Source organism: Nitrosomonas sp. (assembly GCA_031316255.1).
GTDB lineage: Bacteria > Pseudomonadota > Gammaproteobacteria > Burkholderiales > Nitrosomonadaceae > Nitrosomonas.
This window is the reverse complement of sequence record JALDQW010000001.1, coordinates 1468602-1483862: the sequence shown is the minus strand read 5'-3', so window position 1 is coordinate 1483862 and position 15261 is coordinate 1468602. Positions and strand designations below refer to the sequence as shown.

Here is a 15261-nt window from a genome sequence, read left to right as displayed (position 1 = left end):
CAGAAGCCTGTTTTCCCAAAAATATACTGAATTTATTTCAATTTAAACTCTACGCGCAGCCCTGTTCCGTCATCGTCTTGATCGGTTTTCTGCATACCCAGTACAAACAACCGCTCGCCAGAAATTTCCCCTTTATCCAGTAACCAGTTTTGCGCCGCGACAGCCCTGTCTTCAGCCAGATCCTGCATATCATCGTTGCTAACTTCGATATGTGCCAACAGCAACTGTTCCATTTCCGCATCGGGCAGGCTCTTGGTCAAACCCAAAAAGTTGGTTGGTTTCTCAAAATCCGCTGCTTTGTACACGGTTTCCAGGTACTCGCTGTATTCTTCCGGTGTCAATTTGACATCTGCAAGCGCCCCACCGGTTTTACCTTTCTTTGCATCTGCCGCCAGCTTTTGAGCCTTCACCTGACGCTGCAAGAACGCATATTTTAATCCTTCGTAGTCCTTGACTGGGTCGACATAGCCGGCAATTTCCAAGCGTAATGCAGGACGATCCTTAAGCACTTCGGACAAGGTTTGCAAACGACTTTCTGCCGTCGCCTCAATAAATGCCGAACCTGGAGAAAAGGTGATTTCGGACAATTCTTCACCATCTCCGAGCATTGAACCAAGCAGCGCAAAGGGCGCGGTTATCGCTCGGGTTATGAGGTTAATAAATGCATCCAGAATAATGCTTCCAAGACTAAACTGAGGATCATCGATAGAGCCTTTGATCGGCAGATGAATATCAATTTCGCCTTTCCGGTTTTTAAGCAAGGCTATGGCCAGTTCCAGCGGCACCGATACCGCTTCCTCACTTTCTACGCGTTCACCGAGCGTAAACTGATCGAGAAAAATATTATTTTCCGCAGTTAGCGCACCCTGCTCGACATGATAATGAACATCAACTGACAACTTGCCTTTTTCAATAGCATAACCGACGTACTTGCCGGAATAGGGACTGAACGGCGGCAGATCGATTTCTTTCGCCTTTGCAACAATGTCCAGCAACAAATCTGGACCAAACGGCTCAATACTGCCATGAATCTCCAACGGCGCAGTTCTGTCGATTGACCCTTTGATATCAATTGTGCCGGACCGCTTGGAATGAATAGGCCCGATCTGACCAGTAAGGCCGGTCAGATTTGCATGATAATTCGGTTTAATAAAACGATCATAAAAATCGACATCACCCTGTTGCAAAATAATTTTTCCGATATACAGCGGCACGGGCTTACTTTCTTCTTGATCAACCGCAACCTGAGCCTGCTCGTCAGTCGGCATCTGCGTTTCATCCTGCCGCACAATCTGTTTGAGATTCAACTCCCCATCGGGTAACAGCATCACGCGCGCGAAAAAATTACCCAGCTTTACACTGTCAACATTGATTTTCAATGGTTCATTGACAAAATCAAGTCCAATGATATCGAGATTTTTCCAGCGCAGCAGATCTCTGGAACGCTTCTGGTCAATTATATTGAAATTTCCCAACTGCCCCTCTCCGTTGACAACAACCTTGAGTGGCTCTCCCTCGGCTTTAACATTACCCTGAAATGAAATATCGCCACTGGTCAGCAGAACGTTAAGCACATCGCCCGCCCAGCCTTGCAATGACACCAGATCCACTGCTTTCAAATTCAGGTTCAAATCGGTCGCAAGTGGCGACCATGCCAGAAGACCGCTGGCCTCTATAATACCGCGCTGATTGACTTGCGCTGACAGCTTCAGATCAAGTGGATTCACACCACTCACATCGATATTATCCACGCTTAAATCCAATGGACTAATATTCATTGGCGCAACATCATTCAATGCTAAATCGGCGTAGCGTATGGCAGCATCATTGAGCCTGAACTGATTGACCTGAACAACCCACGAGGGTGCTTCACGACCAGATGGATCTGGCTCTTTTTCAGGTTCTTTTTCAATTTGTGCCGCACGTTCCAGCCAGTTTTCATACGGCGGTTTTCTTTCGGGAACCGGGATAATTGATTCCGCAATCTGTATCTTTTCCTGACTTTCTGCGAGTTGGCGCCATGCTTCATAGTCTTCACGAGATGGTTTTCGGCGCGGCTTCTGTATGAATTTTTTACGGCCTCTAGGTTCGGCTGTAGTAGCGACAACCGTATCAGCGGGATTAAAAAAATAGGTCAGATCGATACTGCCGTCTTGTTCACGATTAATATTGCCTTTTAAGCCATCCAGCGTCACTGTGTTCAGAACAACCTGTTTGCCCGTCAGATCGATCATCACGTCATCAACAGCAAGATTCTGTAATGAAACGGCCGCTTGCTGTTGATCCGTGTCTGATGTCAACGGTAATAAAGCAATGTCACCCAGGCTTAATACCAGATGAGAACGCTTCAGTCCGGACAGATCAAACTGGCCCAGATTGAGATGAAAATTTCCTAAATCAAGGCGATAAGGTGCTGCTACAGACTCGTTATTAATTGCGACGCGCTTTAAATTGACATCACCGGATAATGTAATTGCGGGTTCGTCTTCACTGACTTGCGTGAATGCCACGGTGAGGTGACTATCGAAATAGCCTGAAACCAGGTTGATTCCAGCTGGAAACGGCACATACGCATCAATATTCGTCAAATCGATGTCACTTAGACTGAGCACCAGTGTTGCTTCGCGCTTGTCCGCAAAAGGACGCAGCTTGCCTTCCAATGAAAAGGGCGCGCCATTCACCTTGGCATTGAAATGCGGCTCAATCCAATCGGCCTTCAATTTGTCCAGATTCGCGACAAAAGGTATGGCAAAGTTAATTTCGGATATTTCCTGATGATTCTGCTTAAAATGATCCACCCACTCTATATGGCCATTTTTCAGCACAATATTGCTGACTGAAAAAAACGCTGCTGTTTCATCTTCATCTGCTGAAGGCTGAGAGAATTTCTCAATCAGATCGGAAAAATTAAATTCGTTCTCGCCTTCTCGCGCCAACCGGATATGCAGCGTATCCAGCGTTATCGAGCTGATTACCGGCGCAAGCCGGGTAATCGACTCCGAACTGATATCAATATACAGTTTCTTAAACGAAACGAATGTTTCCGCTGCATCCATACTGTCATCTTTCTCGCCGACCCGAAAACCACTGACCGACAGTTCCAGCGTATAGGGTTTAACTTCGATTGCCTGCACACTTACCGGACGATCCAGCAATTCCGACAAGTGTAATTCCAGCTGTGATTTTGCATAACCGGGTAGCCAATAATACCCCAGCAATCCAAACAGGACAACCAATACAGCAAGAACAGCCAAGCTGATGCCTAAACGTTTTACCGCTGTAGAACGCATGCCAGTAGTCTTGGTTTGAATCTGATTCATGACATATCCTTTTCCGGTTTAACTTGTAAAAGATATTTTTATTGCATGTGTATCAATTTTAGACCATATCTTGAAAACATGCCCGGAACCCCTATGAATATCCGGGCAAATCAAAAACTGCAAAAAATCAATAATGCGAACCGTCCTGTATGCCAATTAATTCGACATCAAAAATCAGCGTGGCATTGGGCGGAATGACTCTTCCGGCACCTTGTGAACCGTAAGCCATAGACGATGGAATAATAAGCGTGCGCTCCCCACCAACCTTCATACCTCTCACGCCATGATCCCATCCCTTAATCACTCTTCCAGCACCCAGCATAAACGAAAAATGCGCTTTCCGGTCATGTGAACTATCGAATTTTTTTCCTTTGTTGTCCGGTGCATTGTCATCATACAACCAACCCGTGTAATGCACATTAACCGTATTTCCGATATCCGCTTCTGCGCCCTCGCCCACTTTCCGATCAATTTTTTCGAACTGCGGCTCCGAATCTGCCGCCCGCACTTGATTGGCGAATGCAGTATGCAGCAAAAACATTACCAGCAACGTAATTACAATACTATTTGATTTAAAAAGATTTTTAATTATAGTCATTATTTTCCTCAAAAATTAATAAAACTTTGTTCAAAATATATACTCTCATGTATCATACCCTAACATAAATGAATATTTTGGGACGAATCCTTTTGAATTGCATTTTTTGGGCATTCTTATCGACTAGAGACTATGCAGCTATCCGAAAATAATCGAATAAACGCCAACAGACAGGAATTACTTGATGTACAAGGGGCAGGTCTTTTATGCCTGCATCATTCGCCAGTAATTCGCAGTCTTTATTTAGGAGCAGGGTTTACTGCGCTCATGCTTGGTGCGCTGGGCGTTATACTGCCGATTCTGCCGACAACGCCTTTTGTACTTCTGGCTGCCGCCTGTTTTGCGAGGGGTTCCGAACGTTTTCATAACAAATTGATGACCAATCGCTATACCGGGCCAATCATACTTGAATGGCGCCTGCACCGCAGCATACCCCGCAAAGCCAAACGTGTCGCCTATATTATGACTGCCTTGTCTTTCAGCGTATCAATTCTCATAGTCCCTGAAATGTGGCAAAAGATAATGCTCGCAACCATTGCCTGCATTCTAACTTTTTTCCTGGCACGCATCCCTGTACGATAATCTCTTGCATCGAAAACAACAAGGGCTGATTTTTCTCTGCAAAAAAAACCATGATTTCTTTTTTTAAAACACAGAGATCGCCTACAATATAGCCTTTTTGGTTTTCAGTCTTAATTTCTAGGTATGGATCTATCGCTTGTTGCGTTAACGCCGTTTCTTGGTGCGGGTTTTGTTGCCGCCATTTCGCGCCGCGGGCGTTTGCATGCCGCTTGGGGCGCAGGTGCTGTTACTTTAACTGCATTACTTATTCTTTCCCCATTTATTAAAGATGCTTTCTCGGGCCAGGTTCTGGTGCAAAGCATTTCCTGGATACCCTTGCTGGGAATGGATTTCGCATTCCGCCTGGATGGACTGGCGCTATTATTTGTGCTGCTGATACTGTGCATCGGCCTGTTGATCATACTCTATGCCAGATATTACCTGTCAGAACGCGATGACATGGGGCGTTTCTACGCCTATTTGCTGATGTTCATGGGTTCCATGCTGGGCATTGCCACATCCGAAAACATTATCCAGCTGCTGATTTTCTGGGAAATGACCAGTCTGTCTTCGTTTCTGCTGATCAGTTACTGGCAGACACGCCATGAATCGCGCAGTGGCGCACGTATGGCTTTAGCCGTTACCGGCGGCGGCGGACTGGCGTTACTCGGCGGTTTTTTGCTACTCGGAGAAATTGTTGGCAGTTACAACTTAACAGATATTCTGGACTCCGGCGACCTGATACGTTCTCATGATCTGTATCTGCCCATGCTGATTTTGGTGTTACTCGGTGCATTTACCAAGTCCGCACAATTTCCGTTTCATTTCTGGCTGCCCAATGCCATGGCCGCGCCCACACCGGTGTCCGCCTACCTGCATTCAGCCACCATGGTCAAAGCCGGCGTATTTCTGCTGGCACGGCTGTTTCCAGCCCTGTCGGGCACATCAGCCTGGTTCTGGCTCGTCTGTTTCACCGGACTGGTCACGTTGCTTGTTGCCGCCTACATCGCATTGTTTAAGCATGATTTAAAGGGATTGCTTGCCTACTCAACGATCAGCCATCTCGGCCTGATCACGTTACTATTTGGCATCGGCACGCCAATGGCCGCGCTGGCGGGCGTTTTCCATATTATCAATCACGCAATTTTCAAAGCCTCGTTATTTATGGCAGCCGGCATTATCCACCACGAAACAGGCACGCGGGATATGCGTATACTACGCGGTTTATGGAAATACATGCCGCATACCGCGCTGCTCGCGATGGTCGCTGCGGCATCTATGGCGGGCGTGCCATTATTTAATGGTTTTTTGTCAAAAGAAATGTTTTTTGCCGAAACATTATTTGTCATCAACCTGCCCTGGGGGTGGCTGCTGCCGGCAGCCGCAACGCTGGCTGGCATTTTCGCAGTGGCGTACTCATTGCGATTTATTCACAACGTCTTTTTTGACGGCACGCCCGTTGATTTACCCAAACAGCCGCATGAACCGCCACGCTGGATGAAAGTTCCGGTCGAGATTCTGGTGGCGCTATGTTTACTGGTTGGCATTTTTCCCGCGATTACTGTTGAACCGATATTGGCTGTCGCCGCATCCAGCGTATTACAAGGGCCTGTTCCCGAACATGATTTGGCCATCTGGCACGGATTTAACACCGCGTTTTTTATGAGTATGGCCGCACTCGGCGGTGGAGTTCTCCTCTATCTGATACGCAAACCCCTTTTTGCATTGCAGGAAAGAGTGGAGAATCTGCTGGATTTCAGAGCATTATTTGAATTTCTTCTGGAAAAGCTGTTTTTTCTGGCAAATACCATAACAAGCATTCTGAACGCACATTCATTGCAACGCATGGTGTTTATTTTTATGGTGTTTATTCTGATGCTGGGAATCTCCGGCGTTCTCGCAACAGATTATGATTTCGGCCTGACCGGCGAACGCGACACACTTTCCATAGATGGCGTCAGCTTGCTAATCGCCACAGTACTTGTCGTTGCGGCAATTGCCACCGTTGTCATGCATCGGCAGCGTTTGGTCTCGCTTGTTTTGCTGGGTACCGTCGGGCTCGGAGTATCACTGATTTTTGTTAAATTTTCCGCGCCGGACCTGGCTTTAACTCAGCTATCCGTCGAGGTTGTCACGATAGTGCTGATGTTGTTAGCATTGTATTTTCTGCCACAACAATCGCCCGACGAATCAGGCAGGTGGCTGCGCAGCCGTGACGCAGTAATTGCAACGACTGCAGGCGGCGGTATAGCCCTGCTGGTCTGGGCGGTATTAACCCGTCCTTATGAAAGTATTGCAGACTATTTCCTGGAAAACAGCCTGCCGGGCGGTGGTGGCACCAACGTCGTAAATGTCATTCTGGTCGACTTCCGAGGATATGATACGCTTGGAGAAATCACTGTTCTTGCATTAGCCGGTTTAGGCATATATGCCATGCTGGAACATTTGAAGATCGCCGGCGCCAGCCATGACAGCGAGGGACGCGCCTGGGATAACGATATACACCCGGTCATCATGGCGTCCTTTACGCGCCTGCTGTTACCGCTTGCCGTTCTGGTCTCCATGTACATTCTGTTACGCGGCCACAATCTTCCGGGTGGCGGTTTTATTGCCGGGTTGATTACTGCTGTCGCCCTGGTTATGCAGTATCTGGCAAATGGCGTCATCTGGACACAAGAACGTTTACCAATCAATATGCAAAAAGTGATTGGCTATGGATTGCTGATTGCTACAGTCACGGGACTGGCCAGCTGGTTTTTCGATTATCCGTTCCTGACTTCGACGTTCGACCATATACACTGGCCGGTTATTGGTGAATTTGAACTGGCATCTGCAATGGCGTTTGATCTGGGCGTCTATCTGGTTGTCGTTGGCGCCACACTATTAATTCTGGTTTATCTGGGACTGGTTCACCATCAAAGCCATCAAATGAAACACAGAAAACGAATTCGCTAATGGAATTACTCATAGCTATCATCATCGGAGTACTCACAGCCTGTGGCGTCTATCTGTCGCTGCGCGGCCGTACATTTCCCGTTGTACTGGGGCTGACCTTTTTATCGTATGCCGTCAATCTGTTTCTGTTGATCATGGGCAGATTGACCGTCGGCGCTCCCCCGATTATCAGTGATACCGCAACCCATTATGCGGATCCATTACCGCAGGCGCTGGTTTTAACCGCCATTGTCATCAGTTTTGGTATGACAGCTTTCGTGATTATTCTTTCATTGAAAGCATTCCTGGAAATGGGCAATGATCAGGTCGACGGGAAACACAAGCCATGATGAGCCATATTGTTATTTTTCCGGTGATTCTGCCGCTGTTGACCGGCATAGTGTTGCTGTTGCTGCCCGGGCAGCAATGGTCGTTAAAACGGATTGTCAGTTTCACCTCGATATGTTTTCAAATTGCCATTGCAACATTCCTGCTAATCACCGTCAGCAACGGCGATATTCTGGTGTATGCGTTAGGTAACTGGTCACCGCCCTTCGGCATTGTACTGGTCACCGACCGGCTGGCAGCGTGGATGCTCATTATAACTGCGCTCGTCGCGGCATGTGCATTGCTTTATGCGATACGCGGCACAGATAAAAACGGCGCACATTTCCACACGCTGTTTCAGTTACAGTTATTTGGTCTGAATGGCGCTTTTCTGACCGGCGACCTGTTCAATCTGTTTGTATTTTTCGAAATTCTGCTGCTGGCATCGTACAGCTTGCTGCTGCATGGTGGCGGCCGCTTAAAAACCAAGGCCGGTTTGCATTTTGTCATCATTAATCTGGTTGGATCGACGCTGTTTCTGTTTGCCGTAGGGATACTCTATGGCTTGCTCGGAACGCTCAATATGGCAGACCTGGCGCTAAAAATTGCCAATACGCCGGAAGAGAATGTTGCCTTGATACATGTGGCCGGTCTGCTGCTGTTTGCAGTATTCGCCCTGAAAGCCGCACTGCTTCCGCTTTATTTATGGCTACCTGCAGCCTATGCCCATACCACGGCAACCGTCGCCGCATTGTTTGCCATCATGACCAAGGTAGGCGCTTACAGCATATTGCGCGTCTATACCCTGATATTTGGCGCACAAGCTGGCCACCTGGCAAACCTGATTGAAAACTGGTTATTGCCGCTGGCTTTATTGACATTAATTGTCGGCGTTCTCGGAGCGCTGGCCAGCACCCGGTTGCGCCAGCAGGTTGCCTATCTTGTCATTGTTTCCATCGGAACACTGCTGACGGCATTTGGCATGCATACCCAGGCCGGTATTGCCGCCGGTTTATTTTATTTGCCCCATTCGACCTTTGCGGCAGCGGCATTATTCTTACTTACTGACTGTATCGCCAACCGGCGCGATGTCATGGATGACCAATTCGAACCAGGTCCGATCATTCAACAGCAACGATTAATGGGCATTCTGTTTTTTATACTCGCCATTCTCATTGCCGGCCTGCCGCCATTATCCGGGTTCATCGGCAAATTTCTGATTCTGCAGGCAGCCTTGACACATTCGGCCTTGCCGTGGATCATGGGCGTTATTTTAATCACAAGCCTATTTACGCTGATTGCGCTGGCGCGCGGGGGCAGTATGCTGTTTTATCGCGCGCAGGCACCGCATATCTGCAATATCGATCCCAATGCAGATGCGCAACGAAACAGCCTGTCTGTGGCTATGGAATTGGCTTCAGTTATTTGTCTGCTTATGCTCTGTATCGGCCTGCTGGTCTGGGCAGGCGTTATCACTGAATACACAACAGCGACTGCAAATCAGCTGCTGCACCCTGAATTTTATATTCAATCGGTATTGAACATGGAGATCAAACAGCAATGACTCGTTTATTACCGCACCCCATACTCACACCGGCTCTCGCAGCAATATGGCTGCTGCTGAACAACACCATTGAACCGGCTCATATCCTGCTTGGCGTGATCCTGGGCTGGGCCATACCGGTACTTACAATACGTTTCTGGCCGGAAACAGTTTCGATTCGCAAGCCGGTTATCTTGCTCCGGTACATAGCGGTTTTGTTGTTTGACATCATCATGGCAAATTTTATCGTTGCGCGGCTGATACTCGGAAATCCGGACAAATTGCAACCTGCATTTGTCAAACTGCCTCTGGACCTGACTTCAGACCTGGCAATCAGTCTTCTGGCCAACAGCATCACCCTGACGCCGGGTACTTTATCCGCACAACTGGCAGAGGATCAAAGTTATCTGCTGGTGCACGCACTGAATGAAACGGATCCCGATAAACTCATTGCAACCATCAAACAACGTTACGAACATCCACTGAAGGAGATTTTTGAATCATGTTAGCGATTTCAATCCAGATAGCACTCGCCATGGTCACTGCTGCAGTTGGCATGAGTTTCTGGCGGTTATTGCGTGGCCCCGATGTTCCGAGCCGGATATTGGCGCTGGATACGCTTTATGTCAATACCATTGCAATACTGGTACTGCTGGGCATTCATCTGGGCAGTGCACTTTTCTTTGAGGCCGCACTCCTGATTGCACTCATGGGATTTATCGGTACAGTCGCCCTGTGTAAATACGTGTTACGTGGCGATATTATCGAATAAGTTATGCTGGAATACTTTTTATCTTTCTTGATTCTAACGGGCGCGGTATTCACATTTATCGGCTCTCTGGGATTGGTCAGACTCAAGGATCTCTATACCCGCCTGCATGGACCCACCAAGGCCACAACACTTGGCGTCGGCAGCCTGCTGATTGCCTCTGCAATCTACTTCAGCACATATGGCGAAAACATCAGTCTTCATGAAGTATTAATTACTTTCTTCCTTTTCATTACCGCACCGGTAAGTGCGCATCTGCTGGCCAAGGCCGCATTACACCTGGGTTTACCCTCTTTGGCCGATATACCGGAAAAAGAAGTGGAAAACCAGGAATCACCAGAAGCAAAAAATACTGCCACCGAAACTGAAGCGACCGAAAAAAAAGAAAAACCGGAAGAAGCTGGAGAAACCCAAAAAACAGACAGCGTTGATACGCCCGTATCGACTGAACTAACTGGAACAAAACCCACAACTGAAGCACCGCATACAACCGATCCAACAAAACCCTAGTAAAAAATCCCACACATGTCTGCATCCGGATCAAAAAAAGTCATTTTTGCCGCACTCATCGGAAATACTTTAATCGCCATCACCAAATTCATTGCCTCAGCTATTACAGGCAGTTCCGCGATGCTTTCAGAAGCGATTCATTCATTGGTCGATACCGGCAATCAGGGATTGCTGCTTTATGGCATTAAACGCGCAAACAAACCGGCGGACAAAGATTATCCGTTTGGCTATGGCAAAGAAATTTATTTCTGGAGTTTTATTGTCGCCATTCTGATTTTTGCTTTGGGTGCGGGCGTTTCCATTTACGAAGGCATCCGGCACATTATTTCACCGGAACCGATTACCAATCCGTACATCAATTATATTGTGCTAGGACTCGCTTTACTTTTCGAAGGTGCTGCCTGGTATATGGCGCTTAAGGAATTTAATAAAGGCAGAGGAAAGTGGAGTTATGTCAAAGCCGTTCGGCGCGCCAAGGATCCATCCATATTTGTTGTACTGTTTGAAGACTCGGCCGCATTGCTGGGTCTGATGGTCGCATTTCTGGGCGTGCTATTGACGCAAGTCACCGGCATTTTATGGTTTGACGGACTCGCATCCATTATTATCGGTTTTATTCTGGCCACCATCGCGATCTGGCTTGCCATCGAAACAAAAGGATTATTGATTGGCGAAAGCGCCAACAGCGAAGTCAATCAGGAAATTCATGCCATTGCTACAAGCCACAGCGGTATTGATCATGTCAATGAAGTGCTTACCCTGCATATGGGTCCTGGGTTTATTCTGGTCAATATCAGTATCGACTTTATGGACAATCTCTCAGCGGCCGAAGTTGAAGAAACGATCGCAGCCATCGATCAGGAAATCAAGTCAAGGAACGTGCTCGTCAAACGCGTTTTTATCGAAGCCGAGAGACGCAAGGCACGCAAACAAGCACCCGATCAGATTATTGAAAAAGATACCGATTTTTTATAAATAGAGCTCAAAGACTATTCGTCTGCCTTGTGCACTACGATACGGCTGATGAGCCCGTCAGCTTCAAAGTAAATACATTCACGCCCGTGTCTTCTGACAGGCTCATCAGCCGCCGCATCCGTTGCTGTCATCAAAAAATCAAATTCAACACCCTCATTACCAATCGGACGATAATTCGATACTTCCCAGTGCACATCGGGATATCGCACAAAGAAACTCTGCATCATTTCACGAATGGCGACACTGCCTTTGTATTCACCAAAAAATGCTGAATGGTAGGTGGCGCTCCCTAAAAATAGGGTTTCAATACGCTTGAGGTCATGTTTGTTCGATAATTCAATGTAACTTTTCGCCCACTCGATATTTTTTTGTACGTTCATTGACAGCCTCCCCGATGACTGATCTGTAATAATATTCGCTTTATTTCTGCGTCAACTCTTCGCGCTTAAAAACCCATTCACACTCGTTGCTTTCCGCTTCACAAAACCCGTAACCTGCAACATCGAACTGTTTAATTGCTTCTGGCGCCGTTAATCGGTGTTGTATGATAAAACGGCTCATCAAACCTCGGGCTTTTTTTGCAAAAAAACTGATAATTTTATAAACACCGTTTTTCTGATCTTTAAAGACCGGGGTAATGATTGTTGCGTTCAGTTTTTCCGGTTTAACGGATTTGAAATACTCGTTGGATGCCAGATTGATCAGAGTGTCTGTTTTCTGATTTTTTAAATCCTGATTAATGGCCTCGGTAATGGTATCCCCCCAGAATTCATATAAATTATCGCCGCGAACATTTTTTAGCTGCGTACCCATTTCCAGGCGATACGGTTGCATCAGGTCGAGCGGTTTAAGCATGCCATACAAACCGGAAAGAATCCGCAAATGATTCTGAGCAAACGCGACATCATTGTCACTGAGTGTTTCGGCGTCCAGTCCGGTATAAACATCGCCCTTAAACGCATACATCGCTTGTTTGGCATTTTCCAGATTAAACGGGCGCTTCCATTCGTAGTAGCGGTTTGAATTCAAAGTGGCCAGCTTGGGGCTGATTGACATGAGTTTGCCGATTTGATCCGGTTCCAAAGTTCTCAATTGATCAATCAACACCGCCGAGTCGTCAAGAAAAACCGGCATGGAAAACTTTTTAGTGTGAGCAGGCGCCTCAAAATCCAGTGTTTTTGCTGGAGAAATAACGAAAATCATGTACTTTATCTCTGAAATTTTCTGATCAAATAACATTTAGACGAGTAAGTATACTAAAATCTCGACTTATTTTCGTACAAGTAACGGTTAAACGCTGCCATTCAAGGTACAACATGACAAAACACTTCAAGCGAATTCTTTTGGGTATTTGCGTCGGATTGTTTGCTATCGCCGTCTATCTGACACCTCAAGGCCAGTTGCTGGAGGAAGAGTATGGCCTGTACTGGCTTTTCCAGTTACGCGGCACAACACCCGCACCAGACGAAGTGATTGTTGTCGCCGCAGACAGACCATCAGCCATTCAAATGGGTTTACCGGTAAACCCCCGCTTCTGGCCATGGCCACGTGATTATCATGCACGTCTTATAGAACAACTCGCTCAGGCCGGTGCAGCAATCATTGTACTTGACCTTGTCTTTGATTCACCCGGCCCGGAACCAGAGCATGACCGCGCTCTCGCTGAAGCGATTGAAAAAGCCGGCAATGTAATCCTGGTCGAAAGATTATCGGCCGCCCCACCAGAAAATGCAGACGCCTTTCAATTGCAAATAATCCAACATAGAAGAATAGCGCCGTTGCCCGAAATAGCAGCCGCAACCCTGTCACATGTACCATTTCCTTTACCCCGTATCCCACGTATTAACGCCTACTGGGCTTTCAAAGCCGATACCGGCGACTTTCCCACTATGCCGATTGTTGCTTTGCAAGCCTTTTCACTCGGGGTTTATGATGACTTTATTGCATTGCTCCAGGAAATAGAAAATTTTGATATTGCGGATTTACCCACCCATAAGGAACAAATCACGGATCTGGAATCACTGATACTCAATTTACGCGAAAAATTTGTTAATCATCCCGGGATCAAACAACAACTCCTCTCCGAATTACGCAAAAATAAAGGTCTTGACAACCACACCAAATATTATATTCACGTGCTGGCTAATCTGTATTCAAATCAGCCGTATCATTATCTCAATTTTTATGGTCCACCGCGCACAATACACACTGTTCCTTACCATCAAATACTTCTACCCAACGATACCGGTGCAAACGCATATCAATCCATACTCGGAACAATAAAAGGCAAGGCTGTTTTTGTCGGACTTTCTGCTGCGACGCAATCCGAGCAGGATATTGTCCGCGATTCTTATCACACTGTTTTTACCGAATCTGAAGGGCGGCAAATTGACGGCGTGGAAATTGCCGCTACCGCATTCGCCAATCTGCTCGAAAATAAACCCATCAGCCCCTTTCCCCATGAAGGCAGCCTGGGATTGTTATTTATCATGGGCTTGACACTGGGTTTTATTTTTCCACTGCTATCCAACAGGAAACTGTTGATCATCAGTTTTTTTCTGGCCGGCGGCTATACTTTTTTTGCTTGGCTAATCTTCAAACAGGCTAACATCTGGTTACCGCTGATCACACCGCTCTTGATTGTCATCCCCGGTTCAGTTTTTGGCGCTACTGTGCTCAAATATCTGATTGCCCGACACGAGCGTGACCAGCTTCTGGAGTTATTCGGTCAATTCACACCCGAGCGCGTAGTCGGAGATTTTTCCCGGCAGGTGGATTCCGTATTACACAAAGATCAACTCGTTTTTGGCGCTCTCCTGTTCACAGATATAAAAGGGTATACCACGCTTGCAGAAGAAATGGATGTCCGGCAGCTAAGGCTGCTTATGGATGATTATTTCAATGTCCTATCTCAGTCAGTTAGACAAAATAACGGCTCCGTTTCCGAAAAAATCGGCGATGCCATGCTGGCAATCTGGGAATCAACTTCCGCCAGCAAAGCATTACGCAAACACGCTTGTGAAGCAGGCCTTTCCATCGTTAACAACGTTAATAAGTTTAATAAAGACAGCCGTCATCACAAGCTTCCTACTCGCATCGGTATCCATTTTGGAAAACTACTGGTCAGCAAACTGGGTTCCATGGATAACTATATCTACCGTGTTGTTGGCGATCTCGTCAGTACAACCAGCCGTATTGAAGGCACAAACAAATTTCTTGGTACAAATTTACTGGTCACCAATGAACTCATGGATGGCATCGATTGTTTTCTGACACGCCCTGTAGGCAGCTTTCGGTTTGCCGGAAAATCATTACCGGTCAATTTATCTGAACTGATTACATATCGACAAAAAGCCAGCGAAAGTCAGTTGTTGTTATGCGAAATGTTTACAGACGCCTTAAATGCTTACCTGCTACAACAGCACTCAGCGATCCAGAAATGGACACATATTCTCAAACAATTTCCCGGCGATGGACCGACTAAATTCTATCTGAACGTCTGCACACAGTCCCCACCGAATCAATGGAAACCGGTCATTGAATTCACCGAGAAATAACAGCACCTTTTCCCACCTCAGTTGTGATTATTGTCACAGACAGCATACTGCTTTCTTCATATAGTTTCTGGCTGTACTTGAGCAACCTGCCACCTCGGATTTAATACGATTCGATCAGCACCACGTGCGAAATATAATCCAGAAATAACATTTAGACCCAATGATCA

At 46.8% G+C, this 15261-nt stretch carries 12 protein-coding genes and 1 pseudogene; 9 read left to right on the top strand and 4 right to left on the bottom strand.

Annotated features, from left to right (window positions below; all coding sequences use genetic code 11):
- Window positions 1–32 precede the first annotated feature (32 nt).
- On the bottom strand, window positions 33–3320 hold the full coding sequence (locus MRK00_06685) for a DUF748 domain-containing protein (protein ID MDR4517056.1): 3288 nt from the start codon (window positions 3318–3320) through the stop codon (window positions 33–35).
- A 127-nt stretch (window positions 3321–3447) separates the two neighbouring features.
- Window positions 3448–3918, bottom strand: coding sequence for an FKBP-type peptidyl-prolyl cis-trans isomerase (locus MRK00_06680; protein ID MDR4517055.1), 471 nt, complete (start codon window positions 3916–3918; stop codon window positions 3448–3450).
- Window positions 3919–4050: 132 nt separating this feature from the next.
- Here MRK00_06680 and MRK00_06675 point away from each other — a divergent pair, with 132 nt between their 5' ends.
- From MRK00_06675 to MRK00_06640, 8 genes and pseudogenes are all read left to right on the top strand, one after another.
- The gene (locus MRK00_06675) at window positions 4051–4500 is read left to right on the top strand and encodes a YbaN family protein (GenBank protein ID MDR4517054.1); all 450 of its coding nucleotides are present in this window, start codon (window positions 4051–4053) and stop codon (window positions 4498–4500) included.
- Window positions 4501–4623: 123 nt separating this feature from the next.
- Entirely contained in the window at window positions 4624–7434 is a 2811-nt protein-coding gene (locus tag MRK00_06670) for a monovalent cation/H+ antiporter subunit A (GenBank protein MDR4517053.1), read from the top strand.
- Complete coding sequence (locus tag MRK00_06665) at window positions 7434–7763, top strand: Na+/H+ antiporter subunit C (protein ID MDR4517052.1); 330 nt, start codon at window positions 7434–7436, stop codon at window positions 7761–7763. Before MRK00_06670 ends, MRK00_06665 begins: the two co-directional genes overlap by 1 nt.
- Complete coding sequence (locus tag MRK00_06660) at window positions 7760–9304, top strand: monovalent cation/H+ antiporter subunit D (protein ID MDR4517051.1); 1545 nt, start codon at window positions 7760–7762, stop codon at window positions 9302–9304. Before MRK00_06665 ends, MRK00_06660 begins: the two co-directional genes overlap by 4 nt.
- Window positions 9301–9792 (top strand): Na+/H+ antiporter subunit E, encoded by a 492-nt coding sequence (locus MRK00_06655; protein ID MDR4517050.1) that lies wholly within the window; start codon window positions 9301–9303, stop codon window positions 9790–9792. The genes MRK00_06660 and MRK00_06655 overlap by 4 nt, the downstream gene beginning before the upstream one ends.
- The gene (locus MRK00_06650; protein MDR4517049.1) at window positions 9786–10055 is read left to right on the top strand and encodes a K+/H+ antiporter subunit F; all 270 of its coding nucleotides are present in this window, start codon (window positions 9786–9788) and stop codon (window positions 10053–10055) included. Before MRK00_06655 ends, MRK00_06650 begins: the two co-directional genes overlap by 7 nt.
- A gap of 3 nt (window positions 10056–10058) precedes the next feature.
- Window positions 10059–10370: pseudogene (locus MRK00_06645) on the top strand (Na+/H+ antiporter subunit G).
- 207 nt (window positions 10371–10577) lie between these two features.
- Window positions 10578–11537: a cation diffusion facilitator family transporter gene (locus MRK00_06640; protein ID MDR4517048.1), complete on the top strand. Its 960-nt coding sequence runs from the start codon at window positions 10578–10580 to the stop codon at window positions 11535–11537.
- A 14-nt stretch (window positions 11538–11551) separates the two neighbouring features.
- Here the strand turns inward: MRK00_06640 and MRK00_06635 are convergent, their stop codons facing one another.
- Together MRK00_06635 and yaaA are read right to left on the bottom strand one after the other, a co-directional pair.
- A complete protein-coding gene (locus tag MRK00_06635) occupies window positions 11552–11917 on the bottom strand; it encodes a nuclear transport factor 2 family protein (protein ID MDR4517047.1) in 366 nt (121 codons plus the stop codon).
- A gap of 40 nt (window positions 11918–11957) precedes the next feature.
- A complete protein-coding gene (yaaA, locus tag MRK00_06630) occupies window positions 11958–12740 on the bottom strand; it encodes a peroxide stress protein YaaA (GenBank protein ID MDR4517046.1) in 783 nt (260 codons plus the stop codon).
- A 113-nt stretch (window positions 12741–12853) separates the two neighbouring features.
- Between yaaA and MRK00_06625 the strand changes: the two genes are divergently transcribed.
- Complete coding sequence (locus MRK00_06625; GenBank protein ID MDR4517045.1) at window positions 12854–15094, top strand: adenylate/guanylate cyclase domain-containing protein; 2241 nt, start codon at window positions 12854–12856, stop codon at window positions 15092–15094.
- Window positions 15095–15261: the final 167 nt, after the last annotated feature.

Bases quoted from the DNA above. Each gene is read 5' to 3' on its own strand.
- MRK00_06640 (MDR4517048.1), top strand. From the start codon at position 10,578: ATGTCTGCATCCGGATCAAAAAAAGTCATTTTTGCCGCACTCATCGGA.
- MRK00_06650 (MDR4517049.1), top strand. From the start codon at position 9,786: ATGTTAGCGATTTCAATCCAGATAGCACTCGCCATGGTCACTGCTGCA.
- MRK00_06625 (MDR4517045.1), top strand. From the start codon at position 12,854: ATGACAAAACACTTCAAGCGAATTCTTTTGGGTATTTGCGTCGGATTG.
- MRK00_06685 (MDR4517056.1), bottom strand. From the start codon at position 3,320: ATGAATCAGATTCAAACCAAGACTACTGGCATGCGTTCTACAGCGGTA.
- yaaA (MDR4517046.1), bottom strand. From the start codon at position 12,740: ATGATTTTCGTTATTTCTCCAGCAAAAACACTGGATTTTGAGGCGCCT.
- MRK00_06680 (MDR4517055.1), bottom strand. From the start codon at position 3,918: ATGACTATAATTAAAAATCTTTTTAAATCAAATAGTATTGTAATTACG.
- MRK00_06660 (MDR4517051.1), top strand. From the start codon at position 7,760: ATGATGAGCCATATTGTTATTTTTCCGGTGATTCTGCCGCTGTTGACC.
- MRK00_06635 (MDR4517047.1), bottom strand. From the start codon at position 11,917: ATGAACGTACAAAAAAATATCGAGTGGGCGAAAAGTTACATTGAATTA.
- MRK00_06670 (MDR4517053.1), top strand. From the start codon at position 4,624: ATGGATCTATCGCTTGTTGCGTTAACGCCGTTTCTTGGTGCGGGTTTT.
- MRK00_06655 (MDR4517050.1), top strand. From the start codon at position 9,301: ATGACTCGTTTATTACCGCACCCCATACTCACACCGGCTCTCGCAGCA.
- MRK00_06665 (MDR4517052.1), top strand. From the start codon at position 7,434: ATGGAATTACTCATAGCTATCATCATCGGAGTACTCACAGCCTGTGGC.
- MRK00_06675 (MDR4517054.1), top strand. From the start codon at position 4,051: ATGCAGCTATCCGAAAATAATCGAATAAACGCCAACAGACAGGAATTA.